The 15,557-nt window shown below is 72.0% G+C and carries 7 protein-coding genes, 1 tRNA gene and 1 pseudogene; 1 reads left to right on the top strand and 8 read right to left on the bottom strand.

Going from position 1 to position 15,557, the window contains the following annotated elements:
* Positions 1–26: 26 nt before the first annotated feature.
* Positions 27–2,528: an NB-ARC domain-containing protein gene (locus ACFC02_RS13720; RefSeq protein ID WP_376356113.1), complete on the bottom strand. Its 2,502-nt coding sequence runs from the start codon at positions 2,526–2,528 to the stop codon at positions 27–29.
* A 1,110-nt stretch (positions 2,529–3,638) separates the two neighbouring features.
* Between ACFC02_RS13720 and ACFC02_RS13715 the strand changes: the two are divergent.
* Positions 3,639–4,400, top strand: a pseudogene (locus tag ACFC02_RS13715) (site-specific integrase); the annotation flags it as partial.
* Between the two features lie 140 nt (positions 4,401–4,540).
* Here the strand turns inward: ACFC02_RS13715 and ACFC02_RS13710 are convergent.
* The 7 genes from ACFC02_RS13710 to tmk all read right to left on the bottom strand — a co-directional run bounded on the left by ACFC02_RS13710 (position 4,541) and on the right by tmk (position 15,344).
* Complete coding sequence (locus ACFC02_RS13710) at positions 4,541–5,224, bottom strand: hypothetical protein (protein ID WP_376356111.1); 684 nt, start codon at positions 5,222–5,224, stop codon at positions 4,541–4,543.
* Positions 5,225–5,255: 31 nt separating this feature from the next.
* Positions 5,256–6,587, bottom strand: a complete 1,332-nt coding sequence (locus tag ACFC02_RS13705; RefSeq protein ID WP_376356109.1) for a hypothetical protein — start codon at positions 6,585–6,587, stop codon at positions 5,256–5,258.
* Between the two features lie 4 nt (positions 6,588–6,591).
* A complete protein-coding gene (locus ACFC02_RS13700) occupies positions 6,592–7,854 on the bottom strand; it encodes a hypothetical protein (protein ID WP_376356107.1) in 1,263 nt (420 codons plus the stop codon).
* 466 nt (positions 7,855–8,320) lie between these two features.
* Positions 8,321–8,394, bottom strand: a tRNA-Thr gene (locus ACFC02_RS13695).
* A 107-nt stretch (positions 8,395–8,501) separates the two neighbouring features.
* The gene (locus ACFC02_RS13690) at positions 8,502–10,115 is read right to left on the bottom strand and encodes an alpha/beta hydrolase (protein ID WP_376356169.1); all 1,614 of its coding nucleotides are present in this window, start codon (positions 10,113–10,115) and stop codon (positions 8,502–8,504) included.
* 261 nt (positions 10,116–10,376) lie between these two features.
* Positions 10,377–11,582 carry a DNA polymerase III subunit delta' gene (locus tag ACFC02_RS13685; protein WP_376356105.1) on the bottom strand — a complete coding sequence of 402 codons (1,206 nt, stop codon included), beginning with the start codon at positions 11,580–11,582 and terminating at the stop codon, positions 10,377–10,379.
* A gap of 309 nt (positions 11,583–11,891) precedes the next feature.
* Complete coding sequence (gene tmk / locus ACFC02_RS13680) at positions 11,892–15,344, bottom strand: dTMP kinase (RefSeq protein WP_376356103.1); 3,453 nt, start codon at positions 15,342–15,344, stop codon at positions 11,892–11,894.
* Positions 15,345–15,557 lie beyond the last annotated feature (213 nt).

Here is a 15,557-nt window from a genome sequence, read left to right as displayed (position 1 = left end):
GCGGACGCATGCGACGGAGTCGGTGCTCAGGACTCCGGCCCGGCCGACCGGGTCCGTCCGGCCGACCGGGCCCGTAGGCGGGCCAGGGCCTGCTGGTCGTCACCGCGCTCGTGGAGAAGCGCCGCGGCCCGCAGGTCCTCCCGCTCCGCCTCCGTGCGGCCCGCGCGGTGATGGCATCCGGCTCTCAGCTCCAGGGCGAAGGCGAGTTGCGGTTCCGCGCCCTCGGCGCTCATCGTGTCGACCGCCTTGTCCAGGCACACCAGGGCGAGTTCCGTGTCCCGCGCGTCCAGGTGCGTCTCCCCGAGGCTCATGTACACGCGGCCCTCGTTGTAGCGGTCACCGCCGCGGGGCAGTTCGCGGAACCGCACGAGCGCGGCGTTGAGCCGGGCGACCGCCTCGGCGGTGCGGCCCTGCTTGGCCTGCGCGCGGCCGGTGTGGTGGTCCAGCAGGGCGCGGGCGCGCGGCAGATCCGCCCAGCCCTGGTCGCCCTCCCCGATCCGGTCCAGGATCCGGCCGGCCTCCCCGAAGGCCTGTTCGGCGTCCGCCCACCGCCACTGCTTGAGGTGGAGCAGCCCCAGGGCCTCCACCGCGCTGGCCTTCCCGCGGTGGTGCCCGCAGTCCTCCTCCGCGATGGCCGCCTCCGTCAGGGCCCGCTCCGCGTCGGCCGCACGCCCGAGCCCCATGAACGCGAAGGCGAGTTGCACCAGCACACGGCCCACGGCCCGCCGGTCGCCGAACTCGGCGGCGCCGCGCCGGGCCGCCGCCACGCCCAGCAGGTGGGTGTCGGCCCACTGTTCGTGGAAACCGAGCCGCAGGTGCAGCCCCCACATCGCCTCGCACAGCTGCCACACGAGGTCGTCGAAACCGTGGTGCGCGGCGGCACGCACGGCCGCCGCGAGGTTCTCGCGCTCCGCACGCAGCTCCCGCAGCGCGCGCTTGCCGTCCTCCGGGTCCCGGTGGTCCGGCAGGGTGAGCGAGGCGTAGGCGGGGCCGAGCCGCCACCGGGACGGGATGACCCGGAAGTCGGCGCCCGCCGCGAACCTGAGCTGCCCGACCGCGACCCGGCGGACGGCGGTGGCCATCCGTCCGTGCCCGTCCTCCGTGACGGCCAGGTCGTGGGCGAAGGCCCGTGCCACGTCGTGGAACCGGTAACGCTCCTGTGCCACTTCCTCCAGCAGGTGCACATCGGCCAGTTGCTCCAGCAACCGGCGCGCCTCGCCCTCCTCGACGTCGGCCGCCAGCGCCGCGCAGCGCACCGTGACCTCCGGCCAGGGCCAGACGGCGATCGCCCGGTAGAGGGCGGCGCACTCGGGTGCCAGTTCGCGGTACGCACCGTCATGCGCGAGCCGCACCGGGTCCCGCGGTTCCCCCTCCCGCATCGCCTGCCCCTCCTGCCCGTCCTGTCCGCCCGGTCCCGCCTGCCCTTCCTGACCGGAGCCGGAACGCCGTTCCGACAACTGCCGCGCCACCCGTTCCCACGCCAGGTGCTCCCGTACGGCCAGACGCGCGCCCGTGGTGCACAGGGCCAGCGGGACTCCGCCGGTGCCCTCGGCCACGGCCCGGACGCCCGCCTCCGCGTCCGCCGCCCGCTCCTGCCCGACGATGCGGGTGAGCAGGCGGACCGAGTCCGCCGTCGAGAGCGGGGGCACGGTGAGGTGACGGGCCCCGGTGGCGGCCACGAGCCGGTCCAGTCTGCGCCGGCTCGTCACCAGGACCAGACAGTCGGGGGAGGCCGGTAGCAGGGGGACGACCTGGGCGTCGGAATGGGCGTTGTCCAGCACGAGCACCATGCGCCGCCCGGCCGTACGGTCCCGGTAGAGGTCCCGCTGACGCGCCTCGTCGCCGGGCACCATGGCGGCCGGCACGCCGAGCCGTTCGAGGAAGCGGGCCAGCACCTCGGACGGCGCGAGCGCCGTGCCCGCGGACGCTCCGGCCAGGTCCACGTGGAGCGCGCCGTCCGGGAACCGGTCGGCCAGGAGGTGCGCGCAGTTGACCGCGGCGGCGGTCTTGCCGATGCCGCCCGGCCCGGTGAGGACGGCGACCGCCGGGGCGCCGTGCGGGCGCCCGGTGTCGTCGAGCAGCGCGGTGACCGCGGCCGTCAGGTCCTCGCGGTCCGTGAAGACCGCGGTGGCCGGTGGCAGCATCCGGGGGCGGACGGCTCCGTACGCCCCGGCGGGCACCGCCTGTGGGCCGACCCAGGACGCCTCGTCGAGCCACTGCGCCACCTCGCGGGCGAACTCGGGCGACCTGCGGGCGACTTCCGTCAGCCATGCCGCCGCCGCGCGCTGCTCGTCCTCGGTCACCGGCAGCGTGGGGGCCGCGCCGGCGACCGCCCGCGGCCCGGCCGCCCGGGGCTCACCCGACCTCGGCGCGGTGCGCGCCGACGCCCCCTGCTCGGCGCGCGCCCGGTTCAGCAGTCCGAACAGGGTCTCCGAGGACCGCCGGCCCATCTCCCCGCCCGCCCCGGACAGCGCGCCCGAGGCGACCGTCCCGACGGCCGACAGCACCACTCCCATGAAGGGTTCCACGCAAGACTCCCCCAACTCGCCGCTGCGCAGATCGTATCGACCCCGTCCTACCCGCCAGAAGACGTCGCGCGGCGCACATCGAGCACCGCGATCACCCGCACGTCACGGTCAGCCGCACATGAGGCAGCACCGCCGGAGGCGGCCTACCCACAGCCCCCCACTGGGACCCCTTGGGCCCCGCCCCGGAGCCGTCTCGGACCCGACAGGCCCGATTCCCGGCGGGAGGGCAGCGGGTTAGACCACGCAGCGATCATGAAAGCGAGAAAGACCCAGGTCACAGTGAGTGACCTGGGTCTTTCCAAGGGAGCCGCTTTCGGGATTCGAACCCGAGACCTACGCATTACGAGGGCCTGCAAGATCATCCCGAGTGGTGCTGGACGATGCCGCAGAATCCCGTTTCCCCAGGTCAGAGGCGTCCGACCGTGATCATCATGATGCTGGGTCCACCCTAGTGCCACTCAGTCCGCTCACGCAGCGCTCACGCACAGGACCTGGGCATGCACACTGGCCCCATGAGTGCTCAGAAGTCCAGAGGGTCACTCTGGGCAAGATCGTTAGTGATGTCGGGAGCACCTGCCGCCCACGGCCAGTTCGGGTTGCCGTGCCTCCGGAAGAGGAAGGACCGATCCGCAAGGAACAGCTTTCGGCTGGACTTGTTGTAAGTGAGCACAAGAGGCTGCACGCCGATCTTCAACTTGCAGACTGTCGATGCGGTCGAGGGCCTGCGTCAGGTCCGAGGCCCGGATTGCAGCCCCACCGGGATGAGATGCGATCCGCTGCAGCAGGACTGCAGAGTCGATGCCGTCGAGCAGCTCTTGGTCGCTGGCATCGGTGACGGCCTCGAGCAGGTGCCTGTAGACCTCAAGCCCTTGCGGAAGTCGGCGCATCCCTCGGACGAAGTTGTCAGCGAAAGTCTCGAAACGCCCCTCCATCTGATCAGCGACAGCTTGACGAGCCGCAGCGAGGGAGGCGCCAACATCGAGGGTCCGTCGTGCGCCTCCGAACCCCGGCGAAGTCGCTGAAGCACCCCACGTTCCCCGACGCCTCCTTGACCAACTCTGCGATCAAGGCTGCCGAGAAAGTGATCTTCAAAGCGTCGGCACCCTGAACAAGAACTCCGGCGAGAAGCCGTCCCCCGTGATGGTCTGGACGCCGAAACACACTGGCGCCTTCCTCGACTTCGTCGCCGAGGACCGGCTGTACGCGATGTGGCACCTGATCGCCTTCCGCGGCCTGCGGCGCGGGGAGGTGTGCGGGCAGCCCTGGTCGGAGACCAACCTCGACCGGCACTCCCTCACCGTCACCGGCCAGCTCGTCCAGGACGGCTGGGAAGTCGAGGCGTCGGAGCCGAAGACGGACAGCGGCTTCCGTACCGTCGCCCTGGACGATGACACGGTCGACGTCCTGGAGCGGCACCGTAAGCAGCAGGAGACCGACCGTGCGGAGTGGGGGGCGGCCTGGGTGAACACCGGCCTCGTCTTCACCCAGGGGGACGGCTCCTGGCTCCACCCGGGCAAGGTCACCGACCTCTTCGAGCGGCTTGTCGCCGCCTCCGGTCTGCCGCCGATCCGGCTGCACGACCTCCGGCACGGCGCGGCCACGCTCATGCTGGCCGCCGACATCGACATCAAGATCGTGTCGGACACACTCGGGCACAGCGACACCCGGATCACACGCGACATCTACCAGAGCGTGCTCCCCCACGTCGGCAAGAGCGCCGCCGAGGCCACCGCGAAGCTCGTCCCCCTCCAGCGCAAGGCCGAGCAAGAAGCGCAGGTCCGCCAGGCCGCCAAGGAGGCGAAGAAGGCCCAGAAGGCGAAGGCCAAGCGGAAGAAGAAGGCCAAGGCCAAGAAGGCCACGAAGAAGGGCTGACGGCCGCTCTGCTCACGCGAACAAGCCTACGGCGCCGCAGCCGTGCGCCCAGCCATGCCCAAGCAACAGAAAGGCCAGGTCCAGATGGCGTCTGACCTGGCCTTCCCGGAGCCGCTTTCGGGATAGTTCGAAATCCTTACTTACGTCAGCATCATCGCTTCTGGCGCTTCGTCGTCCCAGTCGAGACCGAACCTGTACGGAGCACCAAGATTGCGCAGCTTCTCCCCTCGTTGAGTGATGAGCCGCCTTACATCCCCGGCCAGGACATCGCGCACGCCCGACCATGCCTCGCTCGGGACAGCTGGAGCCACAGGTACATTCCGCCGCAGCTCAGCCTCGGCGGCGTCTCCACGCTCATGTATCCACCGGCCATCCTGCTGCCATCTGATCCACCGGGAGCTTCGGATCGCGTTCTTCAGCGAGGCCACGTTGTACCGATATCCGAGTTGCTTCAGGCAGTAGTCCAACGCATCGACTGTCATGGGCTCCTCCGCCGCCAGGAGAACCAGCCGGCTCACCCCCTCCAAGTTCCGTGGGCCAGGCAAGGGGCCGTGCCGGTACAGACCGTACGTTCCCTGTCCGGCCCAGCAGAAGCGCTGGTCGGGTGCGAGCACTGCGGTGGCACTCGGGACGGCGATCTCACATCCGTAATCACGCTGGGCCAGGCGGACGAAGTCGCGGACGTGGAGCGGTGAGCGGACCGAGCAGGCGATCGCGTACATGATCTCCGAACGGCTCGCCCAGCGCGGTCCGCCGCATCCGCAGCGCTTCTTCTCCCAGGGCGACAGGCGGTCTCCGCACAGCCGGCAGGCGTCCGTCGTCACGTCGGCTCTCCACGGCACGGCCATAACCGGCTCATCCCGCGCTCCAGTCGAGGGTCATGGACACCGGTCCCGTCACGACGGGGCCGATGTCCTCGTCGGTGTCCGGTCCCACCGCGTCCAGGTATCGCATGACGTCCTGCTCGTCGATGGTCACCAGGTTGTCCCCCGACGCGGCCTCGATAAGACCATGCGCCTTGCGCAGCACGTCACGCGGCTTGCGGTTAGACCGGCTAAACAGCGCCGAGACCGCGTCCATAGTGAACGGGTACACGTCGTCGCGTGGCCGGTCATCGCTCTTGCGAGCGGCGGCAAGGTACTTGGAGAGGAGTTTGACGGCCGAGTCGAGGTCGCGCAGCGCCGGCAGAACCACGATCCGGTGCTTGTTAGCCTCCGAGACCTCGAAGGTCGGCAGATCCGCCAGTTCCCAGGCCGTACCGATGGTGAGCGCCGCCCGGGGGTGCATGGTGACGACGATGCTAAGCATGTCGGCCATCGGCAGCGTTTCGAGGATGATGTCGCGGAACCGTTCGGTTTCGAGATCGCGCTTGGCCTTCGCCGTGGTGGTGCTCGCAAGATCCTCCAGCTGGTCACAGCACAGCAGGACGTGCTTCATGCCCGCGGCCGCCGCGAAGAGGAGGAACGTCGCGAGGTACACGGCGCCGTTCCGGGTGCGCGAAGCGGGCTTGACCTTGTCCAGGTAATCCTGGGCCACCGTCGGATCGGCGTCGCACAGGGCCAGGATGAGCTTGTCATCCGGCGGTCCCAGAGTGCGGCCCCGCAGGTCTCGATGCTGCTCGACCACGATCTTGGCCAGGCTCTGCGGATCGTCGGTCGCGGTCCGGGCGACGAACGCCTCGCGCAGGCGCTGCACGAGCGTGGGGCCCGCGTCGTCCACGCGGAAGTCCGTCGCGTACTCGACGGCGGTGAAGAGGGCCGCACTCAGGGACCGGATCTGGGCAGTGTCGAAGCTCGTCAGTAGCCCGCAGATCGGCTCCTCGGCGGCGTCCTCCTCATCGAGCCCGCAGCTCAGATATGCGGCGCGGCCGAAGTCCTCGTTGAGGCTGCCCGTCAGGTGCTGCATGAGCACGGACTTCCCGAAGCCGCGGGCGTCTGAGTCCCCCGGCCCGGTTCCGGTCGACCACAGGTAACCGAACCGGAGTCCGGAGAAGGCCGCCCCGAGCACGAACTTCTCGACGGCTTCTTCGAGTTTGTCCGCGTTTACGTCGGGCTCGTAGAGCAGTCCGTTCTCGCGCAGGTCGGCGCCGCCCAGGCGGGCGATGCCGGTGGTCGGGAAGGGGTTGTTGCGCAGCCCCCATTGCCTCTTCAGCCAGACGGGGCCCGCACTGCGGGTGGAGGCGGTCATCGGGTCAGGTCTCCTCGGTGGTGGTCGAAGGGGTGAGGTGGGCGGAGGCTTCCGGAGCGACGCTGATGACGTTGAACACGCGCCGGAGCCCGCTCGCGCTGGGAATGATCAGGGGCTTGGTCGAGGCGGGGGCGCCCCGCATCGATGCCTGATCGAGGTGAATGCGCAGGCCGAGGCCGGGGTGCTCGCCAGCAAGGGCTTCGCGCAGCGCCCGGTCGAACTCGTCGTCGCTGATCCGCTGCTTCCAGCAGACGGCCGCACGGAGCTGCCAGACCGGCAGGTACATGCCTCCAGCCGCGTCGGAACGCTGCTCGCGCCAGACTGCCCAGAGGGCGTCCAGAGCGGCCCGACGCACCTCTTTACCGACTCGTCGCCTGATCTCCACGGAAGCGTCGCTCCCCGTGACCAGAGCGGTGGACCAGAGCCGCATCGCCGACGGGCCCGGCGCGTAGTAGCTGAAGTTGGCCAGCCCCAGGAACCGCGTCCACCTGCGCAGCAGCTCGAGGCTGATGTAGTCCAGGGGACAGCCAGCCGCGCTGAACACCAGCCGGGACATGGCCTCCTCACAGGTGGTGGCGAACTGCTTCCGGCTGAGCTCCTTCTGCCTGGCACGCGCCCGCTCCTCGATCCGGCGGACGTAGCCGCGGACACCCTCGCTGATGGCTTCGGGCGGGGCAACCCAGCCGAGCACGCCCTGAGCCGCCGCCTCCGTGGCGAAGTCGACGAAGGCGTCGAGATAAACCGCGTTGGACCGGTACCCGGAGGCACTGAACCTGAGGAGCGGAATCGTCAGGTGCTCAACCTCACTGTCCGGCCGGGCCCCCAGCAGACGCAGGAAGCCCTCGAACTGCGGATGCGTGGAGAGCAGCACACCAGTAAGTGCGTTGTACGCCGCACGCCGGTCGCTGGCGACCAGCGCCGCCCACGTCTCACCCGCCGAGGTGAGGGTGAACACCGAATCGGAGTGGGCGTAGGCAGAGCTGGGCCCAGAGGGAAGGATGTGCTTCTCGACCCAGCCGAGCCGCATGAGTTCCTTGAGGACGTCGACGGTGTTGTGGACATGCTTCTTCGTGTCCGCCCTTGTCAGCTCCCACTTCCTGGCGGAGTACGAGCCGTCGGTGTCCCCGTCCCGCGCCACCGCAGCAGCACGATCGACAAGGGCACGGCGGACCTGCTCGAATGTCGCCCCCTGCGCGACATTGCCGAGGGCGACCTCGATGTAGGTGAGGTCCTGCAGCCGCGGAATGCCCACTCCCCCGACGCTCATCGTTGCGCTCCGTGGAGCACAGCAGCTGTGAGACGGGGCCGTGCCGGCGACTGATGTCCCGGCCACACCCCTGGGGGCGTGAAGCAGATGAGGCGCATCAATGCTCCGATGACGAGAATGGCGTGGTGGATGACCCCACTGTCACCTCAACCAGCTCGCACAACAAGGGAGTTATTGATGCTTGCGTCCTCATGGGGCATGAGAGCCGGAACATTCTTATATGAGGGCAAGGTCAGCGGGCGTGACCGCCCTCCACAGCAACACTGTGCGTGAACAGCGGCCCCGCACCGAACCGAGATCACCACTCCGAGCGGCCGGGCGGCGGCGAGCGCCCGCCGCCCCACAGGCAAGCCTCGGCGGAGGCTCGCTCACGCAAGCAAACCTGCGGCACCCCGGCCGCACGCCCGCCGATGTCTGGGCAACAGAAAAGGCCAGGTCAGACGATGCCTGACCTGGCCTTTCTCTGAGCCGCTTTCGGGATTCGAACCCGAGACCTACGCATTACGAGTGCGTTGCTCTGGCCATCTGAGCTAAAGCGGCGTGCTGGCCACACCATGGTGCGATCGGCAACGTCCGTAAGTCTACACAGTTTCGTGTGGTGCTTCGTACCCGCCCCGGAGGGGGTGCCCCGAGGCGGGTGGGAGCGGCTATGAGCAGCGCTTTCCCCGGGACGGCGGGGTGCCGCGGAGCAGGTAGGCGTCAATCGCGGTGTCGATGCAGCGGCTGCCGCGGCCGAAGGCGGTGTGACCGTCGCCGTCGTAGGTCAGGAGGCGGGCGGAGGAGAGCTGGCCGGCGAGCGACCGGGCCCAGCGGTAGGGGGTGGCCGGGTCACGGGTGGTGCCGACCACCACGATGGGCGCCGCGCCCTTCGCCTCGATGCGGTGCGGGGCACCGGTGGGCTTCACCGGCCAGTACGCGCAGTTCAGGGACGCCCAGGCGAGGCCCCTGCCGAAGACCGGGGACGCCTTCTCGAACGTGGGGAGGGCCTTCTCCACCTGCGCGGGGGTGGAGAAGGACGGGGGGAGGTCGAGGCAGTTCACGGCGGCGTTGGCGTACATCAGGTTGTTGTAGTGGCCGCCGGAGTCGCGTTCGTAGTAGCTGTCGGAGAGGGCCAGCAGGGCGGCGCCGTCGCCGTCCTTCATCGCCGAGTCCAGCGACCCGCGCAGCCGCGGCCACGCGGACTGGTCGTACATCGCTGCGATCACCCCGGTCGTGGCGAGCGCCTCGCCGAGGTCGCGGCCGTCCGGGTCCCCGGTGTGGATCGGGTGCGCGTCGAGCTTCCGGAAGAAGGCCGCCAGGTGGTCGCCGGCCTGCTTCGGCGTCGTGCCGCGGCCACCGAGCGGGCAGTCACTCTGCGTCACGCAGTCCTTCGCGAACGACTGGAACGCCGTCTCGAATCCCGCCGTCTGGTCCAGGTTCATCCGCGCCGCGGTCAGCGACGGGTCCAACGCGCCGTCGAGCACGAGGCGACCCACCCGGTCCGGGAACAGCCCGGCGTACGTCGCCCCCAGGAACGTCCCGTACGACGCCCCCACATAGGTCAGCCGGCGGTCGCCGAGGACGGCCCGCAGGATGTCCATGTCGCGGGCGGCCTCGACTGTGGAGACGTGCCGCAGCAACCGGGGAGCGTGCGCGCCGCAGCCCTCGGCGAACTTCCGGTACGCGCCCACCAGCGCGTCGGTCTCCCCGCGGTCGTCCGGGGTGACGTCGATCTGCGTGTACGAGTCCATCTCCCGGTCGCCCAGGCACTCGACGGGCTCGCTGCGGGCGACCCCGCGCGGGTCCATCGCCACCATGTCGTAGCGGGCGCGGACCTCGGCCGGGTAGCCGAGCCCGGCGAACTGCTGCAGGTAGCCGATGGCCGAACCGCCCGGCCCGCCCGGGTTCAACATGAGCGAGCCCAGCCGGCTGCCCGGTCCCGTGGCCTTCTTCCTGGCCACGGCCAGCCGCACGTCGCCCGCCGACGGCTTGGCGTAGTCCAGCGGCGCCTTCAGCGTGGCGCACTGGAAACCGGGCGCCCCGCAGTCGCGCCACGTCAGCTTCTGCCCGTAGTACGGCGTCAGCGCGGACGGCGTGGAGCGCGGCAGTGCCGCGAGCACCGCCTCCGCCGCGGGCGCGGGCTGGTGCCGCGGCTCCCCGGCGGAACAGGCCGGTACGAGGAGTGCGGCGGCTGAGAGGAGCGCGACGAGGCCGGCACCGGTGCGGGGACGGCTCGGCGAGTCGGTGAAGGGTGGTGCGGTCGGGCGTGCGGTGGTGGTCATGGGGCCGCTCAGCTGGTCGTTCTGGGGGTCGCTCGGAAGGTCGCTCGGACGGAGGGCGCGCCTGAAGTACATCGAGCGAGCGTAACTCTCCGCGATCACATACGTACGTTTTGTCCGCGCTGTGCCCCGTACGAGTGACCCCCGGCGCGACGAGCGCTACCGAGAGTGAAGAAGTGGCGGCGGGTCGGGGCGACCGTCAGCCGTCAGCCGTCTCAAGCGTCAGGAGTCACGCGTCAGGCGTCAGGCGTCAGGCGTCAGGCGTCAGCCGGATCTGAGGGCCATCGTCATGGCCTCCACAGCCAGCAGTGGGGCCACGTTGCGGTCGAGGGCGTCGCGGCAGGCGGCGATCGCCTCTATGCGACGCAGCGTGGCCTCCGGGGAACTCCCCCGGGCGATCCGCTCCAGGGTGTCCTCCACGTCCGAGTTGGCGATCGCCACCCGGGAGCCGAGCTGGAGGGCCAGGACGTCGCGGTAGAGGGCGGTGAGGCCGGTCAGGGCGAGGTCGAGGCTGTCGCGCTGCGTCCGGGTGCGGCGGCGCTTCTGCTTGTCCTCCAGGTCCTTCATCACGCCCGCCGTGCCGCGTGGCAGCCGGCCGCCCTGGGCCGCGCCCAGCGCCGCCTTCAGCTCCTCGGTCTCCTTGGTGTCCGTCTCCTCGGCGAGCGCCTTCGCGTCGTCCGCGGCGGCGTCGACCAGTTCCTGGGCGGCCTTGAGGCAACCGCCGATCTCGTCGAGGCGGAGCGGGAGCTTCAGCACGGTGGCGCGGCGCTCGCGCGCGGCCGGGTCCGTGGCCAGGCGGCGGGCCCGGTCGATGTGCCCCTGCGTGGCGCGGGCGGCGGCAGCGGCGACGTCCGGCTCGACACCGTCACGGCGTACGAGCATGTCGGCGACCGCGTCCACGGAGGGGGTGCGCAGGTTCAGGTGGCGGCAGCGGGAGCGGATCGTGGGCAGGACGTCCTCGACCGACGGGGCGCACAGGAGCCACACCGTGCGGGGGGCGGGCTCCTCCACCGCCTTCAGCACGGCGTTGGCGGACTTCTCGTTCAGCCGCTCGGCGTCCTCCACCAGGATCACCTGCCAGCGGCCGTTCGCCGGGGAGGTGAACGACTTGCGGACGGTGTCCCGCATGTCGTCGACGAGGATCTGCGCGCCGACGGCGGCGACTGTGGAGACGTCGGCGTGGGTGCCGACCAGCGCCGTGTGACAGCCGTCGCAGAAGCCGCAGCCGGGGGTGCCGCCGAGAGCGCGGTCGGGGCTGACGCACTGCAACGCGGCGGCGAAGGAGCGTGCCGTCTGCGTGATCCCCGCGCCGGGTGGGCCGGTGAACAGCCACGCGTGCGTCATCTTCGACGCCTCGGGCGGCGGGGTACCGGTGACGGCCGCCGTGACCAGGGCGTCGGCGTCCCGGGCAGCGGCGGCCAACTGCTCGCTGACCTTCTCCTGCCCGACGAGGTCGTCCCACACGCTCATGGGTCACGCCGCCCTTTCGTCATGGTTCATGGTGCGGGATCCATTGTGCGGGGAGCCACTGACAACGGGGCGAGGGCGGGGCGGGGGCGGGGCGGAGGTGCGGCTGGGGTGCTGGGGTGCGGCTGGCTGGGGGCACGGGCGGCCCGTACGGCAGTTCGACGCTCGCCCGGCCCGGTGCCCTCGCGCTCCGGGCCCGGCAGTCCCGCATGCCGGACCCGCCCCCGCCGACGCACGCCGTCTGCCCGGCTGACACCGTCAACCCGGCGCACGCCGTCAGTCCGGCACTCGCCCTCAGCCCCGCGCTCCTCGTCAGCCCCTGCGTCCGCGGCCCCGGCCGTCTCCGGGGCCCTCACCGCGCCCGCGGGTGCGGCCGTCGTCGTACTCCTCGTACTCCTCCTCGCCCTGATGCGGACCCAGCAGTTCGTCCGCCAGGGTCGGCAGGTCGTCGAGCGGCGTCTCCTCGGCCCAGTCCGGCCGCGGTCGTGCCGGGCGTGCGTCCCCGGCGTGCCCGTCGGCCTCGAACTGCGGCAGTTCGCGCGTCCTGTCGTCGGAGCCGTCGGGCCGGACGGACGACACTCGCTCGTCCCGGAAGAACCCCGGCGGGACCCGGTCCGAGATGTCCCCGCCCCGCACGTCCGCGGGGCCCGCGTCCCGCACCGGGGGCAGCACGGTGGTCTCGTCGGCGGCCCCGGTGGGCACACCGGCACCCGTGTCACCGCCGTCGGCGGGCACCTGCGGCAGGACCGCCGTCTCGTCCGCCGAGCCGGCGGGCGCCGACGGGGTCCCGGAAGCCTCCGGCCGGATCGGCGGCTGCGGCAGTTCGGCCGTGACCTCCGCCTCGGACTCCGGCCCGGCGTTTCCGCCGGAGGCGCCACCCCCGCCCCCCCGGCCACCCGCAGCGCCCGGAGCGCCGGACCCGCCGGGTCCACCCGCGACACCGTCGCGCCCGCCCCGGTCACCCCACGGGTCACGCATGTCACGCACGTCACGCACCGCCGGCAGGACCGCCGTCTCGTCCGGCGTCGCGTCCGTGGCCCCTTCCGGTCCCGGGCTCCCCGCACTCGCAGGGCTCACCAGCGGCGTCGGCACGGTCGCCGCGTCCGACGGCGGTGCGGAGGCGGCGGGGGGCGTCGGCCTGCGGGGGCCGGTCTGCGCCGCGACAGCGGCCTGCTCGGCCGCCCGCCGGGCCTCCTCGGCGCGCAGCAGCGCCTCCTCGGCCTTCTTCTGCTTCTCCAGGCGCCGCGCCTCGGCCTCGGCCCGCACCCGGGCTTCCTCCTCGGCCTGCTTGCGCAGTCGCTCCTCCTCGGCCTTGCGCCGGGCCTCGGCCTCCACGCGCGCCTGCTCCTCCGCGAGCAGCCGGGCGCGCTCCTCCTCGGCGCGGCGACGCGCTTCCTCGGCGCGCTGCCTGGCCTCCTCCGCCTGCCGTTCGGCCTCGCGCCGCTGCGCCTCCTCCAGCTCGCGCCGCTTGCGCTCCTCCTCCTCGGCGCGCAGCCGGGCGAGTTGCTCCTGGCGCTCCCGCTCCAGGCGCTCCTCCTCGGCCTTGCGCCGGGCCTCTTCCTCGGCCTTGCGGCGGGCCTCCTCCTCAGCCTGCTTCCGCGCCTCCTCCTGGGCCTTCACCTCGGCCTCGGACAGGGGCAGCATCTGGTCGAGCCGGTGCCGGACGACGGTGGTGACCGCCTCGGGCTGCTGACCGGCGTCCACCACCAGGTACCGCCCGGGGTCGGCGGCGGCCAGCGCCAGGAAGCCGGACCGCACGCGCGCGTGGAACTCGGCCGGCTCCGACTCCAGGCGGTCGGGCGCCTCGGTGAACCGCTCCCGTGCCGTCTCCGGAGAGACGTCCAGCAGGACCGTCAGGTGCGGCACCAGTCCGTTCGTCGCCCATCGGGAGATGCGGGCGATCTCCGTCGGGGACAGGTCCCGGCCCGCGCCCTGGTAGGCGACGGACGAGTCGATGTACCGGTCGGTGATCACCACGGCGCCTCGCTCCAGGGCGGGCCGTACGACCGTGTCGACGTGCTCCGCGCGGTCGGCGGCGTACAGCAGTGCCTCGGCGCGGTGGGACAGGCCCTGGGAGGAGACGTCCAGGAGGATCGAGCGCAGCCGCTTGCCGACCGGCGTGGCGCCCGGCTCGCGGGTGAGGACGACCTCGTGTCCCTTGGCCCTGATCCAGTCGGCGAGCGCCTCGGCCTGCGTGGACTTGCCCGCGCCGTCCCCGCCCTCCAGGGCGATGAAGAAGCCGGACCCGGCGGGCGCCGTCACGGGGTCGTCGCCGCCGCGCAGCGCGTCCACCAGGTCCTGGCGGAGCGGTACGCCGGAGCGGTCGTCGACCTTGGCCAGCACCAGCGCGGCCACCGGCAGCAGCAGCGCGCCGACGAGCATCAGGGTGAAGGCCGCGCCGCCGTGCGCGAAGACGAACCTGCCGTTCTCCAGCCGGTGCGGCCCGATCCCGGCCGCGACCACCGGGGCGCACAGGGCACCGAGGGCCACGACGACCCGTACCACCGCGTGCAGGTGCTCGGTCATGCGCGGCCTGCGCTGGTCCTCGGCCTCCAGGTCGAGCAGCGTGTGCCCCGCGTTGGCGGCGATGCCCGCGCTCACCCCGGCCAGGGCGAGGAGCAGCAGGACGGTGGTGACGTCGGGGACGAGGCCTGCGGCGAGCAGGGCGATCCCGGTGACGGCGACGGCCAGCGCGAGCAGCCGGCGCCGCGACAGCGAGACGAGCACCTTGGGCGCCGTACGGATGCCGGCGACGACTCCGCCGGTCAGGGCGAGCACCGCCAGCCCGTAGAGGACCGGGCCGCCGCCCAGGTCCCGGGCGTGCAGCGCGCAGACGGCGACCGCGGCGGCGATCGCCCCGGCGACGGCCGCGGAGGCGAACACGAGCAGCGGCACCGCTCCGGTACGGCCCTTGTCCACTCCGGTGCCCGTCTTGGGGCGACGCAGCCCCTCCAGCGGCGACCGCGCGCGCGGGGTGCGGGTGCCGGGCAGTTCCAGGTAGGTGAGCACGGACAGCGACGCGGCGAACAGACCGGCCGCGACGTACGCGGCGAGGGCCGCCTGGTGCTGGTCGAACCACGCGACGCCGGTGCCCAGGAGGTTGTTGAACAGGGAGGCGACGATCAGGAAGCAGGCCGCCAGCGGGATCGTCAGGAAGGTCGTGCGCAGCGACAGGCGGCGCAGGGCGTCGAGATGGTCCGGCAACGGGCGCACGGTGGCGCCCTCCGGGGGCGGGGCGGGCAGCAGCGCGGGTGCCGCGCTCTCCCGGCACACCGTCCACAGCCGCTCGGCGGCCCCGGTCACGAAGGCGGTGACCAGGAGGAGCGTCAGTGCGTTGCCCGGTGTCCAGTCGATCCACAGCGGGGCGACGATCAGCAGGGCGGCACGGACGCCGTCCGCGCCGACCATGGTCCAGCGGCGGTCGAGCGGGCCGTCGGGTGAGGTGAGCGTGGTGAGCGGGCCCAGGAGGACCGCTCCGAAGAGCAGCGTCGCGATGACGCGCGCGCCGAAGACGGTCGCCACCGCGAACGCCGCGCCCCGGTAGCCGCCGCCGAAGGACCCCTGGGCGACGGCCGCCTGAAGGACCAGGGCGACCAGGACCAGGAGCGCGAGGGTGTCTCCCACGCCCCCCACCAGTTGGGCGTTCCACAGCCGCTTCAGCTGGGGTCGGCGCAGCAGGGCGCGCACGGCGCGCTCGCGGGAGTCCACCACCAGTGCGTCGTCGGGGGCCGGGGTGTGGGCCGTTGGCTGCTCGGCTCGCGTCATGCGTTCAGCCTATCGGGACGCACCGACAGCATGCGGTGACCGTCCGAACGTCTGCGCGCCTCGGTGGAAACGCGGCTGCGCGCCCCGGTGGAAACGACCGCGCGCCCCGGCAGCGATGTGCTGCCGGAGCGCGCGCACGGGGCGTGCGATGTGTGAATGCGTGAACGGGTGTGAAGATCCGCGGCACAGGGCCGAGGCTCCGTACCGTGCGGC

The organism is Streptomyces sp. NPDC056160 (assembly GCF_042268205.1).
Taxonomy (GTDB): domain Bacteria; phylum Actinomycetota; class Actinomycetes; order Streptomycetales; family Streptomycetaceae; genus Streptomyces.
The sequence above is the reverse complement of the archived record's forward strand: the minus strand, read 5'-3'. Positions and strand labels throughout refer to the sequence as shown.

Coding starts and splice junctions, on each gene's coding strand:
- ACFC02_RS13690 (WP_376356169.1), bottom strand. CDS start 10,115: ATGACCACCACCGCACGCCCGACCGCACCACCCTTCACCGACTCGCCG.
- ACFC02_RS13705 (WP_376356109.1), bottom strand. CDS start 6,587: ATGACCGCCTCCACCCGCAGTGCGGGCCCCGTCTGGCTGAAGAGGCAA.
- tmk (WP_376356103.1), bottom strand. CDS start 15,344: ATGACGCGAGCCGAGCAGCCAACGGCCCACACCCCGGCCCCCGACGAC.
- ACFC02_RS13700 (WP_376356107.1), bottom strand. CDS start 7,854: ATGAGCGTCGGGGGAGTGGGCATTCCGCGGCTGCAGGACCTCACCTAC.
- ACFC02_RS13685 (WP_376356105.1), bottom strand. CDS start 11,582: ATGAGCGTGTGGGACGACCTCGTCGGGCAGGAGAAGGTCAGCGAGCAG.